The sequence below is a fragment of the Candidatus Polarisedimenticolia bacterium genome (assembly GCA_036004685.1).
Lineage (GTDB): Bacteria > Acidobacteriota > Polarisedimenticolia > Gp22-AA2 > AA152 > DASYRE01.
Map to the genome: position 1 here is coordinate 26,043 of DASYRE010000017.1, position 16,949 is coordinate 42,991.

Annotated in this window: 13 protein-coding genes; 7 read left to right on the forward strand and 6 right to left on the reverse strand. The window is 67.5% G+C overall.

Features of this window, described 5'->3' with window-relative positions:
* Positions 1-17: 17 nt before the first annotated feature.
* Together VGR67_04285 and VGR67_04290 are read right to left on the reverse strand one after the other, a co-directional pair.
* Positions 18-770: a hypothetical protein gene (locus VGR67_04285; protein ID HEV8335615.1), complete on the reverse strand. Its 753-nt coding sequence runs from the start codon at positions 768-770 to the stop codon at positions 18-20.
* Between the two features lie 120 nt (positions 771-890).
* Positions 891-1,274: a response regulator gene (locus tag VGR67_04290; protein ID HEV8335616.1), complete on the reverse strand. Its 384-nt coding sequence runs from the start codon at positions 1,272-1,274 to the stop codon at positions 891-893.
* A gap of 202 nt (positions 1,275-1,476) precedes the next feature.
* Here VGR67_04290 and VGR67_04295 point away from each other — a divergent pair, with 202 nt between their 5' ends.
* Entirely contained in the window at positions 1,477-3,345 is a 1,869-nt protein-coding gene (locus VGR67_04295) for a bifunctional homocysteine S-methyltransferase/methylenetetrahydrofolate reductase (GenBank protein ID HEV8335617.1), read from the forward strand.
* Here the strand turns inward: VGR67_04295 and VGR67_04300 are convergent.
* Entirely contained in the window at positions 3,326-5,452 is a 2,127-nt protein-coding gene (locus tag VGR67_04300) for a tetratricopeptide repeat protein (protein ID HEV8335618.1), read from the reverse strand. The genes VGR67_04295 and VGR67_04300 overlap by 20 nt on opposite strands.
* A gap of 54 nt (positions 5,453-5,506) precedes the next feature.
* Entirely contained in the window at positions 5,507-7,189 is a 1,683-nt protein-coding gene (locus tag VGR67_04305; GenBank protein ID HEV8335619.1) for a hypothetical protein, read from the reverse strand.
* A gap of 103 nt (positions 7,190-7,292) precedes the next feature.
* Here VGR67_04305 and VGR67_04310 point away from each other — a divergent pair, with 103 nt between their 5' ends.
* Together VGR67_04310 and VGR67_04315 are read left to right on the forward strand one after the other, a co-directional pair.
* Positions 7,293-8,183, forward strand: a complete 891-nt coding sequence (locus VGR67_04310; GenBank protein ID HEV8335620.1) for a hypothetical protein — start codon at positions 7,293-7,295, stop codon at positions 8,181-8,183.
* A 74-nt stretch (positions 8,184-8,257) separates the two neighbouring features.
* Complete coding sequence (locus VGR67_04315; protein ID HEV8335621.1) at positions 8,258-8,638, forward strand: hypothetical protein; 381 nt, start codon at positions 8,258-8,260, stop codon at positions 8,636-8,638.
* A gap of 33 nt (positions 8,639-8,671) precedes the next feature.
* On the opposite strand, the gene VGR67_04320 is transcribed toward VGR67_04315, so the two are convergent.
* A complete protein-coding gene (locus tag VGR67_04320) occupies positions 8,672-8,965 on the reverse strand; it encodes a DUF3467 domain-containing protein (GenBank protein ID HEV8335622.1) in 294 nt (97 codons plus the stop codon).
* A gap of 146 nt (positions 8,966-9,111) precedes the next feature.
* Between VGR67_04320 and VGR67_04325 the strand changes: the two genes are divergently transcribed.
* The 4 genes from VGR67_04325 (at position 9,112) to VGR67_04340 (ending at position 14,553) form a co-directional block, all read left to right on the forward strand.
* Entirely contained in the window at positions 9,112-10,917 is a 1,806-nt protein-coding gene (locus VGR67_04325; protein ID HEV8335623.1) for a carbon starvation protein A, read from the forward strand.
* Entirely contained in the window at positions 10,917-12,191 is a 1,275-nt protein-coding gene (locus tag VGR67_04330; protein HEV8335624.1) for an MFS transporter, read from the forward strand. Before VGR67_04325 ends, VGR67_04330 begins: the two co-directional genes overlap by 1 nt.
* A 28-nt stretch (positions 12,192-12,219) precedes the next feature.
* Positions 12,220-13,995, forward strand: coding sequence for a tetratricopeptide repeat protein (locus VGR67_04335; protein ID HEV8335625.1), 1,776 nt, complete (start codon positions 12,220-12,222; stop codon positions 13,993-13,995).
* 108 nt (positions 13,996-14,103) lie between these two features.
* Entirely contained in the window at positions 14,104-14,553 is a 450-nt protein-coding gene (locus VGR67_04340) for an arsenate reductase ArsC (protein ID HEV8335626.1), read from the forward strand.
* 19 nt (positions 14,554-14,572) lie between these two features.
* On the opposite strand, the gene VGR67_04345 is transcribed toward VGR67_04340, so the two are convergent.
* Positions 14,573-16,792, reverse strand: coding sequence for a M28 family metallopeptidase (locus VGR67_04345; protein ID HEV8335627.1), 2,220 nt, complete (start codon positions 16,790-16,792; stop codon positions 14,573-14,575).
* Positions 16,793-16,949 lie beyond the last annotated feature (157 nt).

Sequence of the window (16,949 nt, forward strand, 5' to 3'; positions counted from 1 at the left end):
TTTGGACGAGGATGGAGTCAGCGGGGATTCCAGGTCCCGAAAGAGGGAGCCAGGAGCTCCCAATCGACCGGGCCGCAGCTGCGATCGAAACGGAGCAGGGTGCGCAGGGAGAGATCGCCCCCGCCAGGTTCGATGCAGGGGGGGTAGTCCCCCTGTCCGACGCCGTCGGGATCGAGGAACTCCGCCGGATGCCGGAGCCGGCTGAAGGCGAGATCGATCTGATGCAGGTACTCGTGGGACATCACGAGGTGAAGCGGGCGATAGAAGCCGTCCTGCATGAAATAGCGGGAGGAAAGCGGGATGGAGGAATGCCTTCCTTCGAAGAACGTGCGCCCCGCGAGGCGATTCGGTCGGTCCGGCGGGGGGTCGTACAGAATCAGCAAGGGAAGATCGGCGGCCCCGCGGGCCCGGAGATCGGCCTCGACGGCGGCGCTACGATCCAGCAGGAAGCCGAACTGAGCTCCGTAGTCCCTGAATTCACCCGCGAGCAGCTTTCGATGGACGACGTCCAGGCGAGAGTCCACCGACAGCTTGCGGAGGGAATATCGCCAGAGATACCCCTCGAACAGCGATATTTCACGCCGCAGCGTCCATCCACGCTCGCTGTCCTCGAAGCCCGCGTCCGCCGCGTAGACGAGGATCTCGACCTTCTGCGACAGGTAGCCATCGGGGGCCGCTCCGGCGGGGGCGGGAGCGGCGCTGGCGATCGCCGTTGACAGGGCGAGCCCGAGGAGCGCGCCGAGCGTCCGGTGAGCCGTCGGAAATGCCATGACATTCCCATACGGCGGTTTTGGCCGGAGTCAAGGCGAGAAGAGGGTTCGATGGGAGTGTCGGTTTTCCGGCGGCGGCGGCCCGGGCTTCCGGCCGGCTCGAAAGGCAGGGAAGAGAAGTCAGGCCGCTGGCGATCGCGAGATTCTCTGGACGGCGGCGAGGAGAGAATCGACCTCGAACGGCTTGGGAAGGAAGCCCGCACCCATGGAGCTGAGGTGCTCGACCGTGTTCTTGCCGAAGAGCACGGCGCTGATGAACAGGATCCGGTTCCTCAGCTTCGGCCGGACCCGGCCGATCTCCTGCGAGAGAACGAATCCGTTCATGTCGGGGAGGAGAAGATCGAGAATCACCAGATCGTAGGCGGAGCTCTTGATCCGGGCGAGGGCGTCGCGGCAGTTCGTGACCCCGTCCACCTGGTACCCGGAGCCCTGCAGCGTCTCGCGAATCAAGTCGAGGATCGGCTCCTCGTCGTCGACCACAAGGACCTGGACTCTTCTGTCCATCCGGAGACTCCCGTCCGGTGCTGAGCGCAGCGACGGGACTAATATAGGTCCGGCCGGAGGGAATGCAAGGTCCGGCGGAGGCGGCTCCCCCTGCCTAACCCCCTGAAAGCCCGGGTCTTGGGATAGCCGCCCCAAGGGGTGCTCCGCCGAACTGTGGTATCATCGGCACGCTTTTCCCTGAAAAATCCGCGCGGAGAGTCGAATGGATTCCGGTTCCTCGAGCCGAGCGCGTCCGAACATTCTCGAATACCTCAAGGATCACGTCGTCGTCTTCGACGGCGGCATGGGGACCGTCCTTTATCAAAAGGGCGTCTTCCTGAACCGCTGTTTCGACGAGCTGAACCTCTCGGCCCCTGATCTCGTGAGAGACGTGCACCGCGCCTATCTGCAGGCGGGCGCCGACGCCGTCGAGACCAACACCTTCGGCGCCAACCGTTACAAGCTCCGCGGCTTCCAGTTCGAGGACAAGCTCCGCGAGATCAACCGGCTCGGCGCCGTCCTGGCCCGGGAAGCCGTCGGAGACCGGGCCTGGGTGGCGGGATCGATCGGGCCCCTGGGCCTGCGGATCGAGCCCTGGGGACCGACTTCCGTGGAGGAGGCGGAGCAAGCCTTCCGCGAGCAGGCCGAAGCCCTGCTCGAAGGGGGCGTCGATCTGTTCATCCTGGAGACCTTCACCGATCTGAACGAGATCCATCAGGGAATCAAGGCGATCCGATCTCTGGGCAATCTTCCCCTGATCTGTCAGATGACCCTCGAGGAGGACGGCAACAGCCTGTACGGGACCGCTCCGGAAGTCTTCACGAAGCGCCTGGACGAATGGGGAGCGGACGTCGTCGGGATCAACTGCAGCGTCGGTCCCCAGGTCATGCTCGAGAGCCTCGAGCGCATGGTGAAGATCACGTCGCGTCCGCTCTCGGTGCAGCCGAACGCGGGCAAGCCGCGCGCCGTCGACGGCAGGAACCTCTATCTCTGCTCGCCCGAGTACATGGCCTCCTACGCGCGCAAGTTCATCCTCGCCGGGGCGCAAGTCGTCGGAGGATGCTGCGGGACGACGCCCGACCACATCAAGGCGATCAAGTCGTCGATCCGCGCCCTCCGCCCCGCCCACGCCGCCGTGGAGGTGTCGCTGCCGCCCGAGCAACGGGCCGAAATCGAGCCGGTGGAGCGGGCGCGCAAGTCGAAGGTGGCCGCCAAGCTGGTCGAGGGACGCCTCGTCACCTGCGTCGAGATCACCCCCCCGAAGGGCTACGACACTTCGAAGGTGGTCGCGGGAGCCCGGATCCTCAAAGCGGCGGGAGTGGACGCGATCAACATCCCGGACGGCCCGCGCGCCTCGGCCCGGATGGGGGCCCAGGCGCTGGCGCTGATACTCGAGAACCAGGTGGGCATCGAGACGATCCTCCACTACTGCTGCCGGGATCGGAACCTCCTGGGGATGCAATCGGATCTCCTCGGCGCGGCCGCCCTCGGCCTGAAGAACCTTCTCGTCATCACGGGCGATCCTCCCAAGATGGGCGACTACCCGGACGCGACCGCCGTCTTCGACGTCGACGCCATCGGCCTGACCAACGTCGTGAGCCGGCTGAACCAGGGTCTCGATCTCGGAGGCAACTCCTTCTCGCCCCCGACTGCCTTCCTCGTCGGAGTGGGCGCGAATCCGGGAGCGCTGGAGATCGATCACGAAATCCGGCGGTTCCAGTACAAGGTCGAGGCGGGAGCCGAATTCGCGATCACACAGCCGGTTTTCGACGTCCGCCAGCTCCGGGACTTCCTGGGACGGATCGAGCGCTTCCGGATCCCGATCATCGCGGGGATCTGGCCCCTCACCAGCTTACGGAACGCCGAGTTCATGAACAACGAGGTCCCGGGCGTCCACGTGGCCGAGGAGATCATGGAGAGGATGAGGAAGGCGGAGGGGGAGGGCAAGGCCCGGGAGGAAGGGATTTCGATCGCCCGCGAGACGGTGAACCAAGTGAAGGATCTCGTCCAGGGCGTGCAGGTGAGCGCACCGTTCGGCCGCTACCAGGCGGCGCTGGATGTCCTCGACGGCATCATCCCCCGAGCCGCCTGACGCCTTCCCGGGCCTGGGCGATCACGGGCAGGGGATAGTCGGCGGTTCCCCACCAGCGCAGCGCTTCGCGATAGGATTTCGCCGCCTCGTCCTTCTTTCCGAGCTTCTCCAGCGCCTCCCCTCGATAGACCAGGCAGCGGACGTAACGGACCGGGTCCGAGAAACGGTCGGAGTCCGCCGTGATCTTGCTGAAGACCGACTCCGCCCGCGCCGGATCCCCGGCTCCCAGGTAAGCTCTTCCGAGAGCCTCCGAATCGGGCGGGTCCTTGCCCGCCTCCGGGGCGGAGCTGCGGATGCGCTTCATCGCCTCGGCATACTTCCCCTCCTCCAGGGCGATCGTCCCCTCCAGGGAGTCCCGGAGTCTGGCGAGCGCCGCGGGGGAGACCCGATCCTTGAAGCGCGCGATCTGATCCTCCAGCATCTTCCGGGCTACGTCGTACTGCTTCTGGGCCACCAGGACGTTGATCATCGGAAACCCCGTCTCCACGCCTGCGCCGCTGATGCCGTGGATCTTTGCCAGGGTCGCCAGGGCCTCGGGCGCCCGCTCCAGGGACAGCTGCACGTCGGCCAGGGCGAGCAGGTCTTGGGCCTGCCGCGCGCCGTCTCCGGCGCGCTCCGCCCGGTCCGCCACCGCGCGGTAGTGCGCGATCCCTTCGTTGAACCGTCCCTGGAGAAGCGCCGACCGTCCCAACAGAAGCTCTCCTTCGGCCTGCGCGGCGGGGTCCTTCGAGCGCGCCAGAGAGGCGTAGACCGACTCGGCCTCCCGGACCTTGTGCTGTTCGAGCAGCAACGCGCCGAGGAGCCCGGCGGCTTCGGGATGATCGGGATGCCGGGACAGGACGTCCTGCGCCGCCTGCAGCGCCTCTTGAGGACGCCCGGCGCGGCGCAGCGCCTCGGCGCGCAGGACACGGGCCGAGCCATCCTCCGGCCGGGATTTCAGGTAGCGGTCGAGATGGGCCAGGGCGTCCGTGGCGTGACCGGCCTCCAGGGAGGCTCGCCCGAGAAGGCGCAGGTCATCCAGGTTGGCAGGATCCAGAGCCACCGCCTTTTTCAGCTGCTCCTCGGCCCGCTGCGGCTCGTGCAGCAGCAGGAGCTCAATCGTCCCGAGCCACGACAAGGGGACCTTCTCGTCCGGAAAGCGGGCCAGGAACGATTCGAGCGGGGCCACGGCGCGGCGCGGGTTGCCGCTGCCATAAAGCGCCAGGATGACCTTCGTCAGGAGGAGCACGCGGGTCGGAAGAGGCCTCGTGACCCTGCTCAGGCGGGCGCTCGCCGCGACCGCCTCGCGCGGTTTTCCGGCGCGCGCGGCGGCATCGGATTGGAGGAACTGTGCCAAGTGAAAATCGGGGAGCGCCAGCGCCTCCTCGAGGCGCTTGAGGCACCCGGCGGCGTCTCCTTTCCGGAGGAGGGCCGACGCCTCGAGGAAGGAGCGCGTGGGGGCCTCCTTGATCGGGACCAGGGAGGCCAGCGGGGGATCGTCCGGCCCGGGAGCGCTGAGCTTCATCGCCTCCCGCAGGCGGGCGCAGAGCTCGTCGAGCTTGTGGCCGAGATTTTCGGGGGTGATTCCGTCGATGCTCCAGGCTGCCTGCTCGCGTCCCGTGGCCGTCTCGATCCAGGAGACCTTCAGGCCGGCCGCCGGGGGCTTCCCCGTCACTTCCCCGCTCACGAAGAAAACGGCCCCGCCCCGGCGCGCCAGATCGCGCTGCGCCTCCGCCGCCGAGGGCAGCGCCGGGCCCGCGAGGTCCTGCAGCCTTTGCGGCGAAAGGACGCTGAGGTCGGCGTCGTTCTCCAGGGAGAGCGGGACGAAATCAAAAACCGCCTGGCCGACCCAGGCCATCTCTCCGGAACCCGAGCCGGGGGACATCGGCATGATCGCCACGACCGTCCGCCGGCCGCCTTCCGGCGCCACCGCGCCGCCCGCTGGTCCGCGGGCTCTCCCGATGAAAAAATAATAGACGGAGCCCCCGGCCAGCAGCAGCACCGCCGCCAACGCCAGGATCCGGAAGCGAATTCCAGACCCTCCTCCTCCGCCGGGCTGCGGAGGCGCGGGCACGTCCGCCGAGCCTTCCGCGGGCGGAGGATCGGTCGAATCAGGAAGTGGATTCATGTCCATGTCGAGGCGAGCATGTTAGTCGAGCGGAAGGAGAGGGTCAAACAGAGATCAGAACTTCAGGGCGGTGCCGAAAAGGAGCTGGAGGCGGGGGCTGTCGGTCTCCTTCGCGTCGACCGAATAGGCGAGATCGAGGCGGCTCACGCTGGCCACCGAGGAGCGGCTCACCGCGAAGCGCAGTCCGAGCCCGAAATCGGAGTGCAGATCGGGGGAGTCGTACCAGGCGTCCCCCGCATCGGCGAACGTCGCGAAGCCGATCCGGATCAGCCGAAAAATCTCCCAGTCGCCGAAATAGCGGTGCTCGAGCGTGACGAGGAGCCGGCGGTCGCCGGCGAACTGGCGGGACGGATAGCCCCGCAGCCCGTTGTCTCCGCCGAGAAGAAACTGGTTCTGCCGGTCCAGATGGATCCCGGCGTCGTAGGCCATCCGCGTGTAGAAAGTCTGGTGAAGGGTCACCCGCCAGTACGACTCGATCGACTCCGAGAGGATCACGTTGGAGACTTCGCCGGCGCCGGCTCTTCCGGAAGCGGAGAAATTGAACAAGAGGTTGGTGGAATCGGAGACGGGCACCCCGAACGAGTCGGTAAAATTGAGGATGCCTTCGCTGCGGTCGGCGCCGAAGGATCGCAGCGAGAGCTGCAGCGAGAAATTCAGATCGTTTCCGAGGTTGAAGTCCTCCTCGCGCTCGAAGTGGTTGTAGTTGACCACCTTGATGAACCGGGACTTCAGCCGCTCCACCGTGAAGAAAGGGCCGACGAATTTCTGGTCCTCGGCCAGAGGAACGACCCCGAAGCCCGTGTCTCCCGGCTCCTGGGAGAACTTGCGCCGCAGGTAACCGGCTCCCAGGCCGTACCGTTTCACCTTCGCGTCGACGAGGCCGCCGGAGAAGGCGTAGGAGAGGCTCACCGCTTCCCGGAACTCGCGGAACTCGGAGATGTCATCTCCATTTTCGAAAAGACGGTCGTGCTGCTCGACGTGCTCTCCCGACGCGCTCATCGACCAGCGGGAGTCGAGGGAGTAGAAAGGCCGGGCGATGCTCAGGGCCCTCGACTTCCCGTCGCTGTGGCGCTCGTAGGAGGAGGAAAGGGTATAGCGCGAGCCGAAGAGCCGGGGATCGGAGTAGAAGAACCCGGTCGTGCTGCGGTCGATCTCTTTGCGGTGGGCGAACTGGAGGACCTTGAAGTGCCCGAGAAGGTTGGTCTCGACGAATCCGACGCTGGAGGTGGTGTTCCCTCCGGCGCGCGAGACCTTGATCGAAGGACGCAGCGTCCAGGTGTCCTGGGTGACCACCTCGAGGTCCACCACCCCGTCGTGATAATCGATGGGTTGGATCTTGACGTGGTAGATGACCCTGATGGCCCGGAGGTTCCTTTCGCTCTCGTCGATCAAGTCCTGGCGGTAGAGATCCCCTTCTTGGAAGAGAAGCTCACGACGGATGACCTGGTCGCGGCTGATGACGTGGAGCCGGTTGGCCAGACGAAAGAGAATGAAGCTCTCTTTCGGATCGTTCGGATCGAAAATGTTGAGACGATGGATGCGAATCTTGCCGATCCGGGCCCCGGCCGCCTCGAGATCTTCGCCGGTCGGGATGCCCGCCTCGGGCTCCAGGTCGGCCGGGAGACTCAGGTCCGGCTCCTCCCCGGCGGGGGGAGGGCTCTCCTGAGAAACCGCCTCACTCCTGACGGCCACCAGGACTGCAAGCGCGACCGCGAGCCGGGGCAGCGAGGGGCGCATCGCGCTAATCTACAGTGTCGTGGTTCCCGAGGCAAGGCGGTAACGGTATGATGGATCGAGGTTTGTCGGAAATGGGCCATGGCGGCCCGCGGGAGATGCCGGCGTGAAGCGCGAGGCGCGATCGACTGGAGAAGGGAAGCGACGTCTGGGAGCGCTGGCGGGGCTCGCGCTCGTCCTCGCCGGGGCTTCGGGACCGCCGGGGGGGTCCGGCTATGCGCTGGAAGCGGTCCTCGAGCAGGTGTCGCGCCGCGCCGCGCTCTACGAGAAGGCGGCGGTCGGATTCTCCTGCGACGAGAGCATCCTGATCGGGAAGTTCTCGGCGCGCAGCGGCGAGAACCGGCGGGAAGAGAAGACCCGATACAACTATCTTTACGAAGGGAATCCGCAAGCCGGATATCAGGAGATTCGGCTCCTCCTGGACAAGAACGGCGCGCCGCGCCAGGGACGGGTGGCCGACCCCGATCTTCCGGTGCCGGGCGCCTACGACTGGGCCTTGCTCTTCACCGAGCACCATCGTCCCCACTTCCGGTTCGAGCCGGCGGGCTCGGAGCTGGTGGGCACGAAATCGACCTACGTTCTGTCCTTCTCGGGTGCCGCGGCCTGGGAGAGCGGCAAGAAGCTGGAGGAATGGAGCGGCAAGGTGTGGGTCGATCGCGAGACGGGGAATTTCGTGAGAATCTCCGCGGCCCCGAACAACCAGGACGACCTACTTCCGCTGAAGATGGCGGAATGGCTGAAGGGCGTGCGCCTCGGTGGGGTGCCGCTGAAACGGCAGCCCCGGGGGATCCGCTACCGGCTCTCGTTCACCGTGGAGAGGCTCGGCTTGACCTTCCCCGGAGAGGCCGAGACGAGACTCTTCGTCCTGACCGCGCAGGACGAGGAGGAGATTCGGGAGCGGATCGCCCAGACGTTCGAGGACTACGCTTTCTTCAACGTGCAGTCGGAAGAAGAGTTCCAGACGAGCCCGCCTCCCCCGCGCCCGCCCAGCCCCTAGGACGAGAGCGCGGGCGCCGCCGAGGCGTTTGACATCCTCCGGAGGCGCAGCCGATGATGAGGAGGGTGAGGACGATGAAAGATCGCGATCCGGAAAAGGAGAGGGAGAGCGGCCCGGGAGGAAGGGAGCCCGGGGAACCGTCGCGCCTCGAGCAGCTCGAGGTGATGCGATCGGAGTCGCCCGGCGATCGCGACCTGCGGTACTTTCTCGCCCACGAGTATCTCCAGCGCCAGCGCTACGCCGAGGCGCTGGCGGAGCTGGAGGAGTATTTCCGCTCGGGCGAAGACGAGGGGATGGGCTTCAAGATGCGCGCCACCTGCCTGTTCCACCTGGGACGAAGCGAGGAAGCGAGGGCCTGCCTTCGGGAAGGGATCGACGCCGCCTTGCGGCATCACCACCGGGACCTGGCGGCCGACATCGAGGAGAGCCTCGCCCATCTCTTCCCCGAGGCGTGACGGGGACGCGGCGAGGCCGGCGGGCCGCCGCGGCTACTGGGGCTCTTCCAGCTCGGGGATCCGCGCCGGAGGCTCCGGCGCCTCCAGAATCGGGCCGAACTGCGCCTCGTACTTTCGGAGGTTGTCTTGCAGAGCCAGGATGATCCGCTTCATGTGCCCCGGGCTGATGATCACCCGGGCGTTGACCTTTCCCGCGGGCGGAAAGATGCTCATGAAATCGAGGACGAACTCCTCGCGCGTGTGGGTGACCTGCATGCTGTTGGAGTAGACCCCGCCCAGGATCTCGTCGGTCAGCTTGACCTGAATCGTCGGTGCCGGCTGGTTCATGAAGTCCTCCTTCCCAAGGCGAACCCTACCACATCGGAGCCGCCGCCGCCTCGGCCGGGAACGCCTGCGTTGACAGCCCGGGACCCATGCGATATCAGTCCGTTCCGCCCGCGGCGCGATCCGCCGCCGGCGGGAGGGGTGGCGGATTGAACACGCTCCCGATCCTGATCGTCACCATCTGCCTGTTCGCCATCGCCTACCGCTATTACAGCGCCTTCATCGCCTCCAAGGTCCTGGTCCTGGACGACTCGCGGCCGACCCCGGCTCACCGTCTGAACGACGGACAGAACTACTTTCCGACCCACCGGTGGGTGCTCTTCGGCCACCATTTCGCGGCGATCACCGGGGCGGGCCCCCTCATCGGCCCCGTCCTCGCGGCCCAGTTCGGCTTCCTCCCCGGGCTCCTCTGGCTGGTGATCGGCGTGGTCCTCGGGGGGGCGGTGCACGACTTCGTGATCCTGGCCTCGAGCGTCCGGCGAAACGGCCGCTCGCTCGCCGAGATCGCCCGGACGGAGATCGGCCCCGTCGCGGGGGTCACCTGCGCCGTGGCGATTCTCTTCGTGATCGTCATCGCGCTGGCCGGGCTCGGCCTGGCCGTCGTCAACGCGCTGAAGGACAGCGCCTGGGGCGTCTTCACAATCGCCGCCACCATCCCGATCGCCCTGTACATGGGGATCCACATGTACCGTCTCCGGAAGGGGCGAATCGCCGAGGCGACGGCCATCGGTGTGGCCCTCCTCCTCGGCGCGGTGATCGCGGGCCGTTACGTCCCCGGATCTCCCATGGCGTCCTGGTTCACGCTCTCCGAGCATCAGATCACGCTGGCGATCGCGGCCTACGGCTTCACCGCGTCGGTGCTCCCGGTGTGGCTGCTCCTCTGTCCCCGGGACTATCTCAGCTCGTTCATGAAGATCGGGACCATCCTGGCGCTGGCGCTCGGGGTGTTCCTCGTCCATCCCGACCTCAGGATGCCGGCGCTGACGCAGTTCGCGGCAGGGGGAGGGCCCATCATCCCGGGCAAGCTCTATCCTTTCGTGTTCATCACCATCGCCTGCGGCGCCATCTCGGGCTTCCACGCGCTCGTCGGCTCGGGGACGACGCCGAAGATGATCGACCGGGAGTCCGACGCCCGCGTCATCGGCTACGGAGCGATGCTCATGGAGAGCTTCGTCGGCGTAATGGCGTTCATCGCCGCGGCCTCGCTGTACCCCGGCGACTACTTCGCCATCAACGTGCCGCCCGAGAAATTCGCCACGCTCGGCATGTCGACGGTGCACCTGCCGGAGTTCTCCCGCCAGGTGGGGGAGAGCCTCGCCGGGCGGACCGGCGGCGCGGTCTCCCTGGCCATCGGCATGGCCCAGATCTTCGCCGCCGTGCCGGGCCTGAAGGGGCTGCTGTCGTACTGGTACCACTTCGCGATCATGTTCGAGGCGCTCTTCATCCTGACCACCATCGACACCGGCACGCGGGTGGGGCGGTTTCTCGTGCAGGAGTTCCTCGGCCGGATCTACGCGCCGCTGGCGCGCACCGAGTGGATGCCCGGGACGATCCTATCGAGCCTGCTGGTCGTCGCCGGATGGGGTTACTTCATCTGGACCGGATCGATCAGCACGATCTGGCCGATGTTCGGCGTCGCCAACCAGCTCCTCGCCAGCATCGCGCTGTGCGTCGGGACGACGGTGCTGATCAACGCCGGCCGGGCGCGCTACGCCTGGGTCACGCTGCTGCCGCTATCGTTCGTGGCCACGACGACCCTGACCGCGGGATGGAAGAACATCTGGGACAATTTCCTGCCGCTGGCGCGCTCGGGAGGGCGGCCCCTCCAGGGATACCTGAACGCCGGGATGACGGCCGTGATGATGGCCTGCGTCTTCATCATCCTCGCCGACTCGCTGCGACGCTGGGGAAAGGCGCTGGCGGAGCGCCGGGCGTCTCCCTCGGCGGCTCGCTGATGCTCGCGGACGAGGTTCGGCTCACCCCCGCCCATCGGAAAATCCTGTTTCTCGCCTGGGCGGGATGGATCTTCGATTTCTACGATCTCATCCTCTACAGCTTCCTCCTCGTTCCGATCTCCCGGGAGATGGGCCTGACGCCGATGCAGCACTCCTGGGTGATGGGGCTGTCGCTCGGGATGACGGCGGTGGGCGGAATCCTCTGCGGCGTGCTGGCGGATCGATTCGGACGGCGGCCGGTGCTCCAGGGGACGATCATCCTGTACAGCGTCGGGACGCTGATGTGCGGCTTCGCCGGAAGCCTGGGATGGCTGCTGTTCTGGCGAAGCGTCACCGGGCTCGGCGTGGGCGGGGAATGGGGCAGCGGGCATGCGATGATCGCCGAGACCTTTCCGGCGAAAAGGCGCGGTCATTACGGCGCGCTGATGCAGTCGGGCGCACCCCTCGGGGTCGGGCTGGCGGCGGTCATGGGAAGCCTGTTCGCCCCGACGTTCGGCTGGCGGGCCACCTTCATCGTCTCCGGCCTGCCGGCGGTGATCGTCGCCGTCGTAAGGCGCGGCTTCCCCGAATCGGATCTCTGGGAGAAGAGCCGGCAGGACTCCTCCGGCGCGCCCTCGGGCGGGGCGGCGCTCGCCGCTCTCTTCCGGAGGGGAATCCGCGGCATCGCGCTCAAGGCGCTGATCCTGGCGATCTTCAACATGAGCGCCTACTGGTTCACCTACGTCTGGTTTCCCGGCTACCTGCAACAGGAGCGGGGCATGACGGTGGTGAAATCGGGGTTGTGGGTCCTGGTCATCGTGGCGGGAGAGCTGGTCGGATACGCCAGCTTCGGCCTGGTCTCCGATCGGATCGGCCGGAAGCCCGCCTTCTCGCTCTACGCCTTCTTCATGGCGGGGGGATTGGCGCTCATCACGCTGTTCTGGGAGGCGATCGCCTCCTCCACGACGCTGTTGCTCGCCTCGATGGCGCTGCTCGGCATCGGCACCGGGACCTGGTCGAATTTCGGCCCCTTCTTCTCGGAGCTCTTTCCGACTGCCGTGAGGAACGCGGCGATGGGGGCGGTCCTCAATCTGGCGCGCGGGGTGCAGTTCTTCACGCCGCTCGTGATCACCGCCGTGGCCCGCGCCGGGTACGGCCTCGCCGGCGGGATCTCGCTGGCTTGCCTTTTCTCCCTGCTGGCAGGGCTGTGGATTTGGACCCTCCCGGAGACGGTGGGCCGGAACCTGGCGGCGATGGACGTCCCGGCCTCCTCCACGACCTCCGCGGCGCGATGACGCCCGGCGCGCGGCGCCCGGAGGCTCCGTGAAGCTTCTCCTGGTCGTTCCCTCGTTCCTCCTGACGCTCCTGCTCGTCGTGCACGCCGTGCGCGTCCGAGGGAGACGGACGGCGTTTTTTTTCTTCGCGGCCGCTTTGCTCTTCGGGATCGTGCGGGGGAACAGCGTCGCGGCGCTGGCCGCCGGCGAGAACCGGGGTCCCTACATCTTCAGCGAGGCGGCCGTGAGCATCGGCCGGGCGGAGCTTCCGGCCTGCGTCGGCTGGGTCTTCGCTCTGTATCTCTCGTGGTGCCTCGCCGAGGCGGTCACGGCGAGAGCCGGCTCCCTGGCCGGCCGGGTTTTCCCGACGTCCTCCTTCTCCCTGATCGCCATGGGCTGCTTCTCCTACGCCGTCGAGACGGCCGCCTCCGGAGTCGGGTGGTGGCGCTGGAACATCGTCCGGCGCCCGACCCCTTTCCTGGTGGGCGGGACCCATCTCTTCGGGATCGTCGAATGGATGTCGGTCGGGCTCGACTTTCTCCTGCCGTTCCTGCTGTTCAGAACTCCGAAAGGTTGGAGGTATGCTCCGGCCTGGCTGTCGCTGGGCCTCTATCCTCTCCACTGGGCCTCCCACTGGAGACCGCAGACTTGGCCGGGCTTCCCGCACGCCTACGAGATCTACCACGCCGCCATCGTGCTCGCGGCGCTCGCCTTTCCACTGCTGCGCTCGCCGCGTCTGTCGCCCGCGGCCTGGCGCGCGGCGCCGCCGTGGATCCACGCTCTCCCTGCGGCGGCCATTCTCGGCATGTTCGCCGTCCTCGGGTGGGCCGAGGTGGCGATCCTCAGGCAGGGAAGTCTTCTGCTGTCGATACTCCCGCTGGCGGCGCTGCTGTCGCTGTCGCGCGGCTCGGCGCGCTCCGGGACGGTGATTTCGCTCGCCTTCGGAGCGCTGACTTTCGCCGTTTCCTGGGCGGCCGGAAGCACGCCGGGGACGGCGTTGGCGCGCAGCCTGCCGCCGCTCGTGCCGCTCGCCGCCGTGCTCGCATGGTCCGATCGGCTGGGTCTGGCCGAACGGCCCCGAAGACGGCGCCTGGTCGCCGGCGGGCTCGCGCTCCTCACCCTGGCGGGCGCGCTCGGGATGATTCAGGGAAAGCGCGAGCGGGAGCGGTACAGCCGCCTGATGGACCGGGCGCGCGCCTTGACCGATCTCGGGGACGCGGCCGGCGCCGAAGCGGCCCTCAAGCAGGCGATCGCCCTGAAGCCGGAGATTACGCTGGCGCCCAAATACCTGGCGAACCTGTATGGAGGCCAGGGCCGTCACGAGGAGGCCCTGGAAGTCCTGCGGAGGTGCCTCGACCTCGATCCTACCGACGCGGAAGCCCAACAGATCGCCGGCAGCCTGCTCCGGGCCCGCTCGCGCTGCGCCGAGGCGGTGCCGTTCTTCGAGCGCGCCTCGAGGCTGAACCCCTCCGATCCGGAACCGGCGCGCGATCTCGCTGATTGCTATTTCAAGATCGGCAAGGAAGCCGCGGCGATTCAAGTCCTGCGATCGGCTCTCGCCCGCCGCTCCGGCGACCGGGAGGCGGGCCGCCTGCTGGCGGCCGCGCTGATTCGGCGCAAGGAGTTTCAGGAGGCCCGCCGCATCGTCGACGAGGCCCTCGAGGCCGATCCCGCCGACGCCCCGTTCCACGTCCTGAAGGCTTTCATCGAAGCGGGAACCGGCAACGTCCCGGCGGCCCGTCTCGAGTGCCGGCGGGCGCTCGAAATCTCCCCGGGCGATCCCCAGGCGAGAAGGCTCCTGGAATCGCTGCCCTCGCCGCGCTGACGCATGAAGGCCCGTTGCCAGCTCGGAGCAGAAGTCGTATCGTCATGGCGGGCCGGGTAGTCGCTGAATCCGGGCCCGGACCGCGGGCGCTTCCGGGAGAAAGGTCGAATGATTGAGAAAGCACGGGTCCTGATCATCTGCACCGGGAATGCCTGCCGCTCGCAGATGGCGGAGGGCTGGGTGCGGCACGATTTAGGCGAGCGCGTGGAGGTTTTCTCGGCGGGCACCCATCCCTGGATCGTCCACCCGACGGCCCGGGAGGTGATGCAGGAAGCGGGCGTCGATCTGTCCGGGCACTTCAGCAAATCGGTGCGACAGTTCGAAGAGGAAGAGTTCGATCTGGTGATCACGGTCTGCGACTCGGCCCGGGAGGCCTGCCCCGTTTTCCCCTGGGCGCGGAAGCAGCTTCACGAAAGCGTCGCCGACCCCGTCGCCTTGGACCTCTCGGGAGAGGAGCAGAAAGAGGCCTTCCGCAGGACGCGCGACGAGATTCGCGAGCGCATCGTGGGGCGCGTCCGTCGCGAGCTGGAGTCCCCGCCGCAGGATCCCAAACCCTGAACCCGTGATGCCGCGCGCCTCAGGGGGCGGAGGCCGACCCCGTCGCCAGCGCCGTCGCGCGGCCGAGAGCGGCCGACGCCGCCGCCAGGCGCTGGGCGATCTTTCCGGCCTCCTTGTCCCACGTCGCCCGGTCGTGCTCCTTGATCGCCAGCGTCAGCCCCGGGAAAGGCCACGAAGCGTAGCCCGTCGTCAGCCCCGGAGCGTAAAGCACGTGCCGGTACCAGGGACGGCCGGAGAGCCCTTCGGGCGCCAGGAACTGCCGCTCGACCTCCACCACGGCGTCGTTCAGCCGGGCCAGGGCCGCCGGCGCGGGACGGCTCCCGCCGGGAAGCCCGTCCAGCGCCGCATCGAGGGCCTCCGCGGACCGCCGGAAGGCTTGCAGCGCGGAGAGGATTGGCTGGAAATCGGCGGCCAGAGGCGGCTTTTCGGGAGGCTTCTCCGCGCCGGCCGCTTTCCGGCGCTCGAGGATCGCCTGGCGGCGCAGCGCGTCGAGCTGATCGGCAAGCGCCTCGGCGTAGGGGACGTAACGGAGCGGCACGACGTCGGCCGAGCCGAGCCGCATCGCGAGCAGCCCGAACAGCCTGGCGGCGACCGCGTGATAGAGGAAATCGGGATCGCCGAAGTGCTTCATCCAGAAAAAATTGTCCAGCGTCGAGTGATAGACGCCGTACCGGCCGTTGAAGCTGAAATTCAGCGAAGCGATGCCGAGGTGATCGAGAAACACGGTGTAATCGGATCCCGATCCGAGGGGCCCCAGCGCCGGCTCGAATGACCTCTCCGGCTCCGAAGGGCAGATCGGCTCCTCGCCGTTCCACTCGTCCCGCCGCTTGGAACGCCACAGCTGCCCGACGCTCTTCCCCCGTGCCGGATCGGGGAGATCGTCCGCCGCCTCCATCAGCAGGTTTCTCAGGGAGGGAATCCCGTCAACCTCGAGATCGGGACCGGTGACGGAGCTGTCGAGATTGACGTAGGCGACGGCGTTGCGGGAAAGTTCGGCCGCCAGCCCCTCTCCCCATTCGGTGGAACCGACCAGACCGTATTCCTCGGCGTCCCAGGAGGCGAGGAGGATGGTCCGCCGCGGCTTCCACCCCGCCTTGAGGGCGGCGCCGAGGCCGCGGGCCGTCTCGAGAAAGGAGGCGGTCCCCGAGTTCGGATCGACCGCCCCGTAGGTCCAGGCATCGCGGTGGTTGCCGAGGATGACCCAGCGATCGGGCTCGGCGGACCCCCGGATCCGGCCGAGGACGTTCCAGATGGGGCGCACCGCGTAGTCCATCTCCACGTCGATCTCGATCTTGGCCGGTCCCGGGCCGAGGTGGTAGGCGAACGGCAGCCCTCCCTGCCATTCCCCGGGGACGCCGGGTCCCGCGATGACCCTCAGGATCTTCTCCGCCTGGCCATAGGAGAGAGGCAGCGAAGGGATCTTCGGAATCCCCTCCAGCTTCTCGCGGGGGATGCGCTTGGCGGAGGGCGAGGAGGCGTAGCCGGGGGTCTGCGGATCTCCGGGACCGAGGCTCAGGAATTGCACCGATCCCCGCTGGATGCCGGAGGGGGGACGCATCGGGCCGTCCGGATAGACGTCCCCCTTCATGTAGCCGTCATCGGCGGGATCGGAATAGATGATGACTCCCGCGGCCCCCCGCATCTGGGCCTCGCGCACCTTCAGACCGCGGAAAACCTGCCCGTAGCGCACCAGGACGATCCGCCGCTTCACCGAGACTCCCATCTCCTCCAGCTTCTTGAAGTCCTCGTCCCGGCCATAGTTGGCGTAGACCACCTGTCCCGCGGCCTTGCCGGAGGCGCCGTAGCCGTGGAACGCGGGGAAGGCGTCGCGGCTGTAGGAGTCCTTGTCCCGCGGACTCCCTTCCTCGAAGAGGGAGAGCTCCTGCGGGGCCGGCTCGAGCAAGCGGAGCGCCACGCGCTTCGGATAGTTGAGCAGGACGGGATAGGTCGCGACTTCGACGTCGAAGCCGTACTCCTTCAGCCGGTCGCGGACCAGCTCCGAGAGCGCCCGGTCGTTCTCCGTTCCGGCCACGTGCGGCTCCTCGGTGAGCTGGCTCAGCCAGCGCTCCGCTTGCGCGGGCGTCGGCGTGGAGAGAAAAGCCTCCTCGGCGCGGAGCTGGGAAGCCTGCGAGGCGGGAAAAAACCCGAGACGCTTCCGGGTTTCCGTCGCGGCCCGTCCGAAAGCGACCGCCATCAGGAGGCAGGAGAGGAGCAGGACGCGGCACGAACGCTTCGGCATGAGGTCTCCGCGAAATATGGAAGAAAACAGACGAGTTTGGGCTCGCGACTCCGGCTTGGACCCGGCGGCTGAGACCCGGCCGCGGGTCAAGCCGGTCTCTTGTGGCGCGAAGCCCGAAACAGGATTGCTAGCCTCTCCTGGGGCGCGCGCGCTGTCA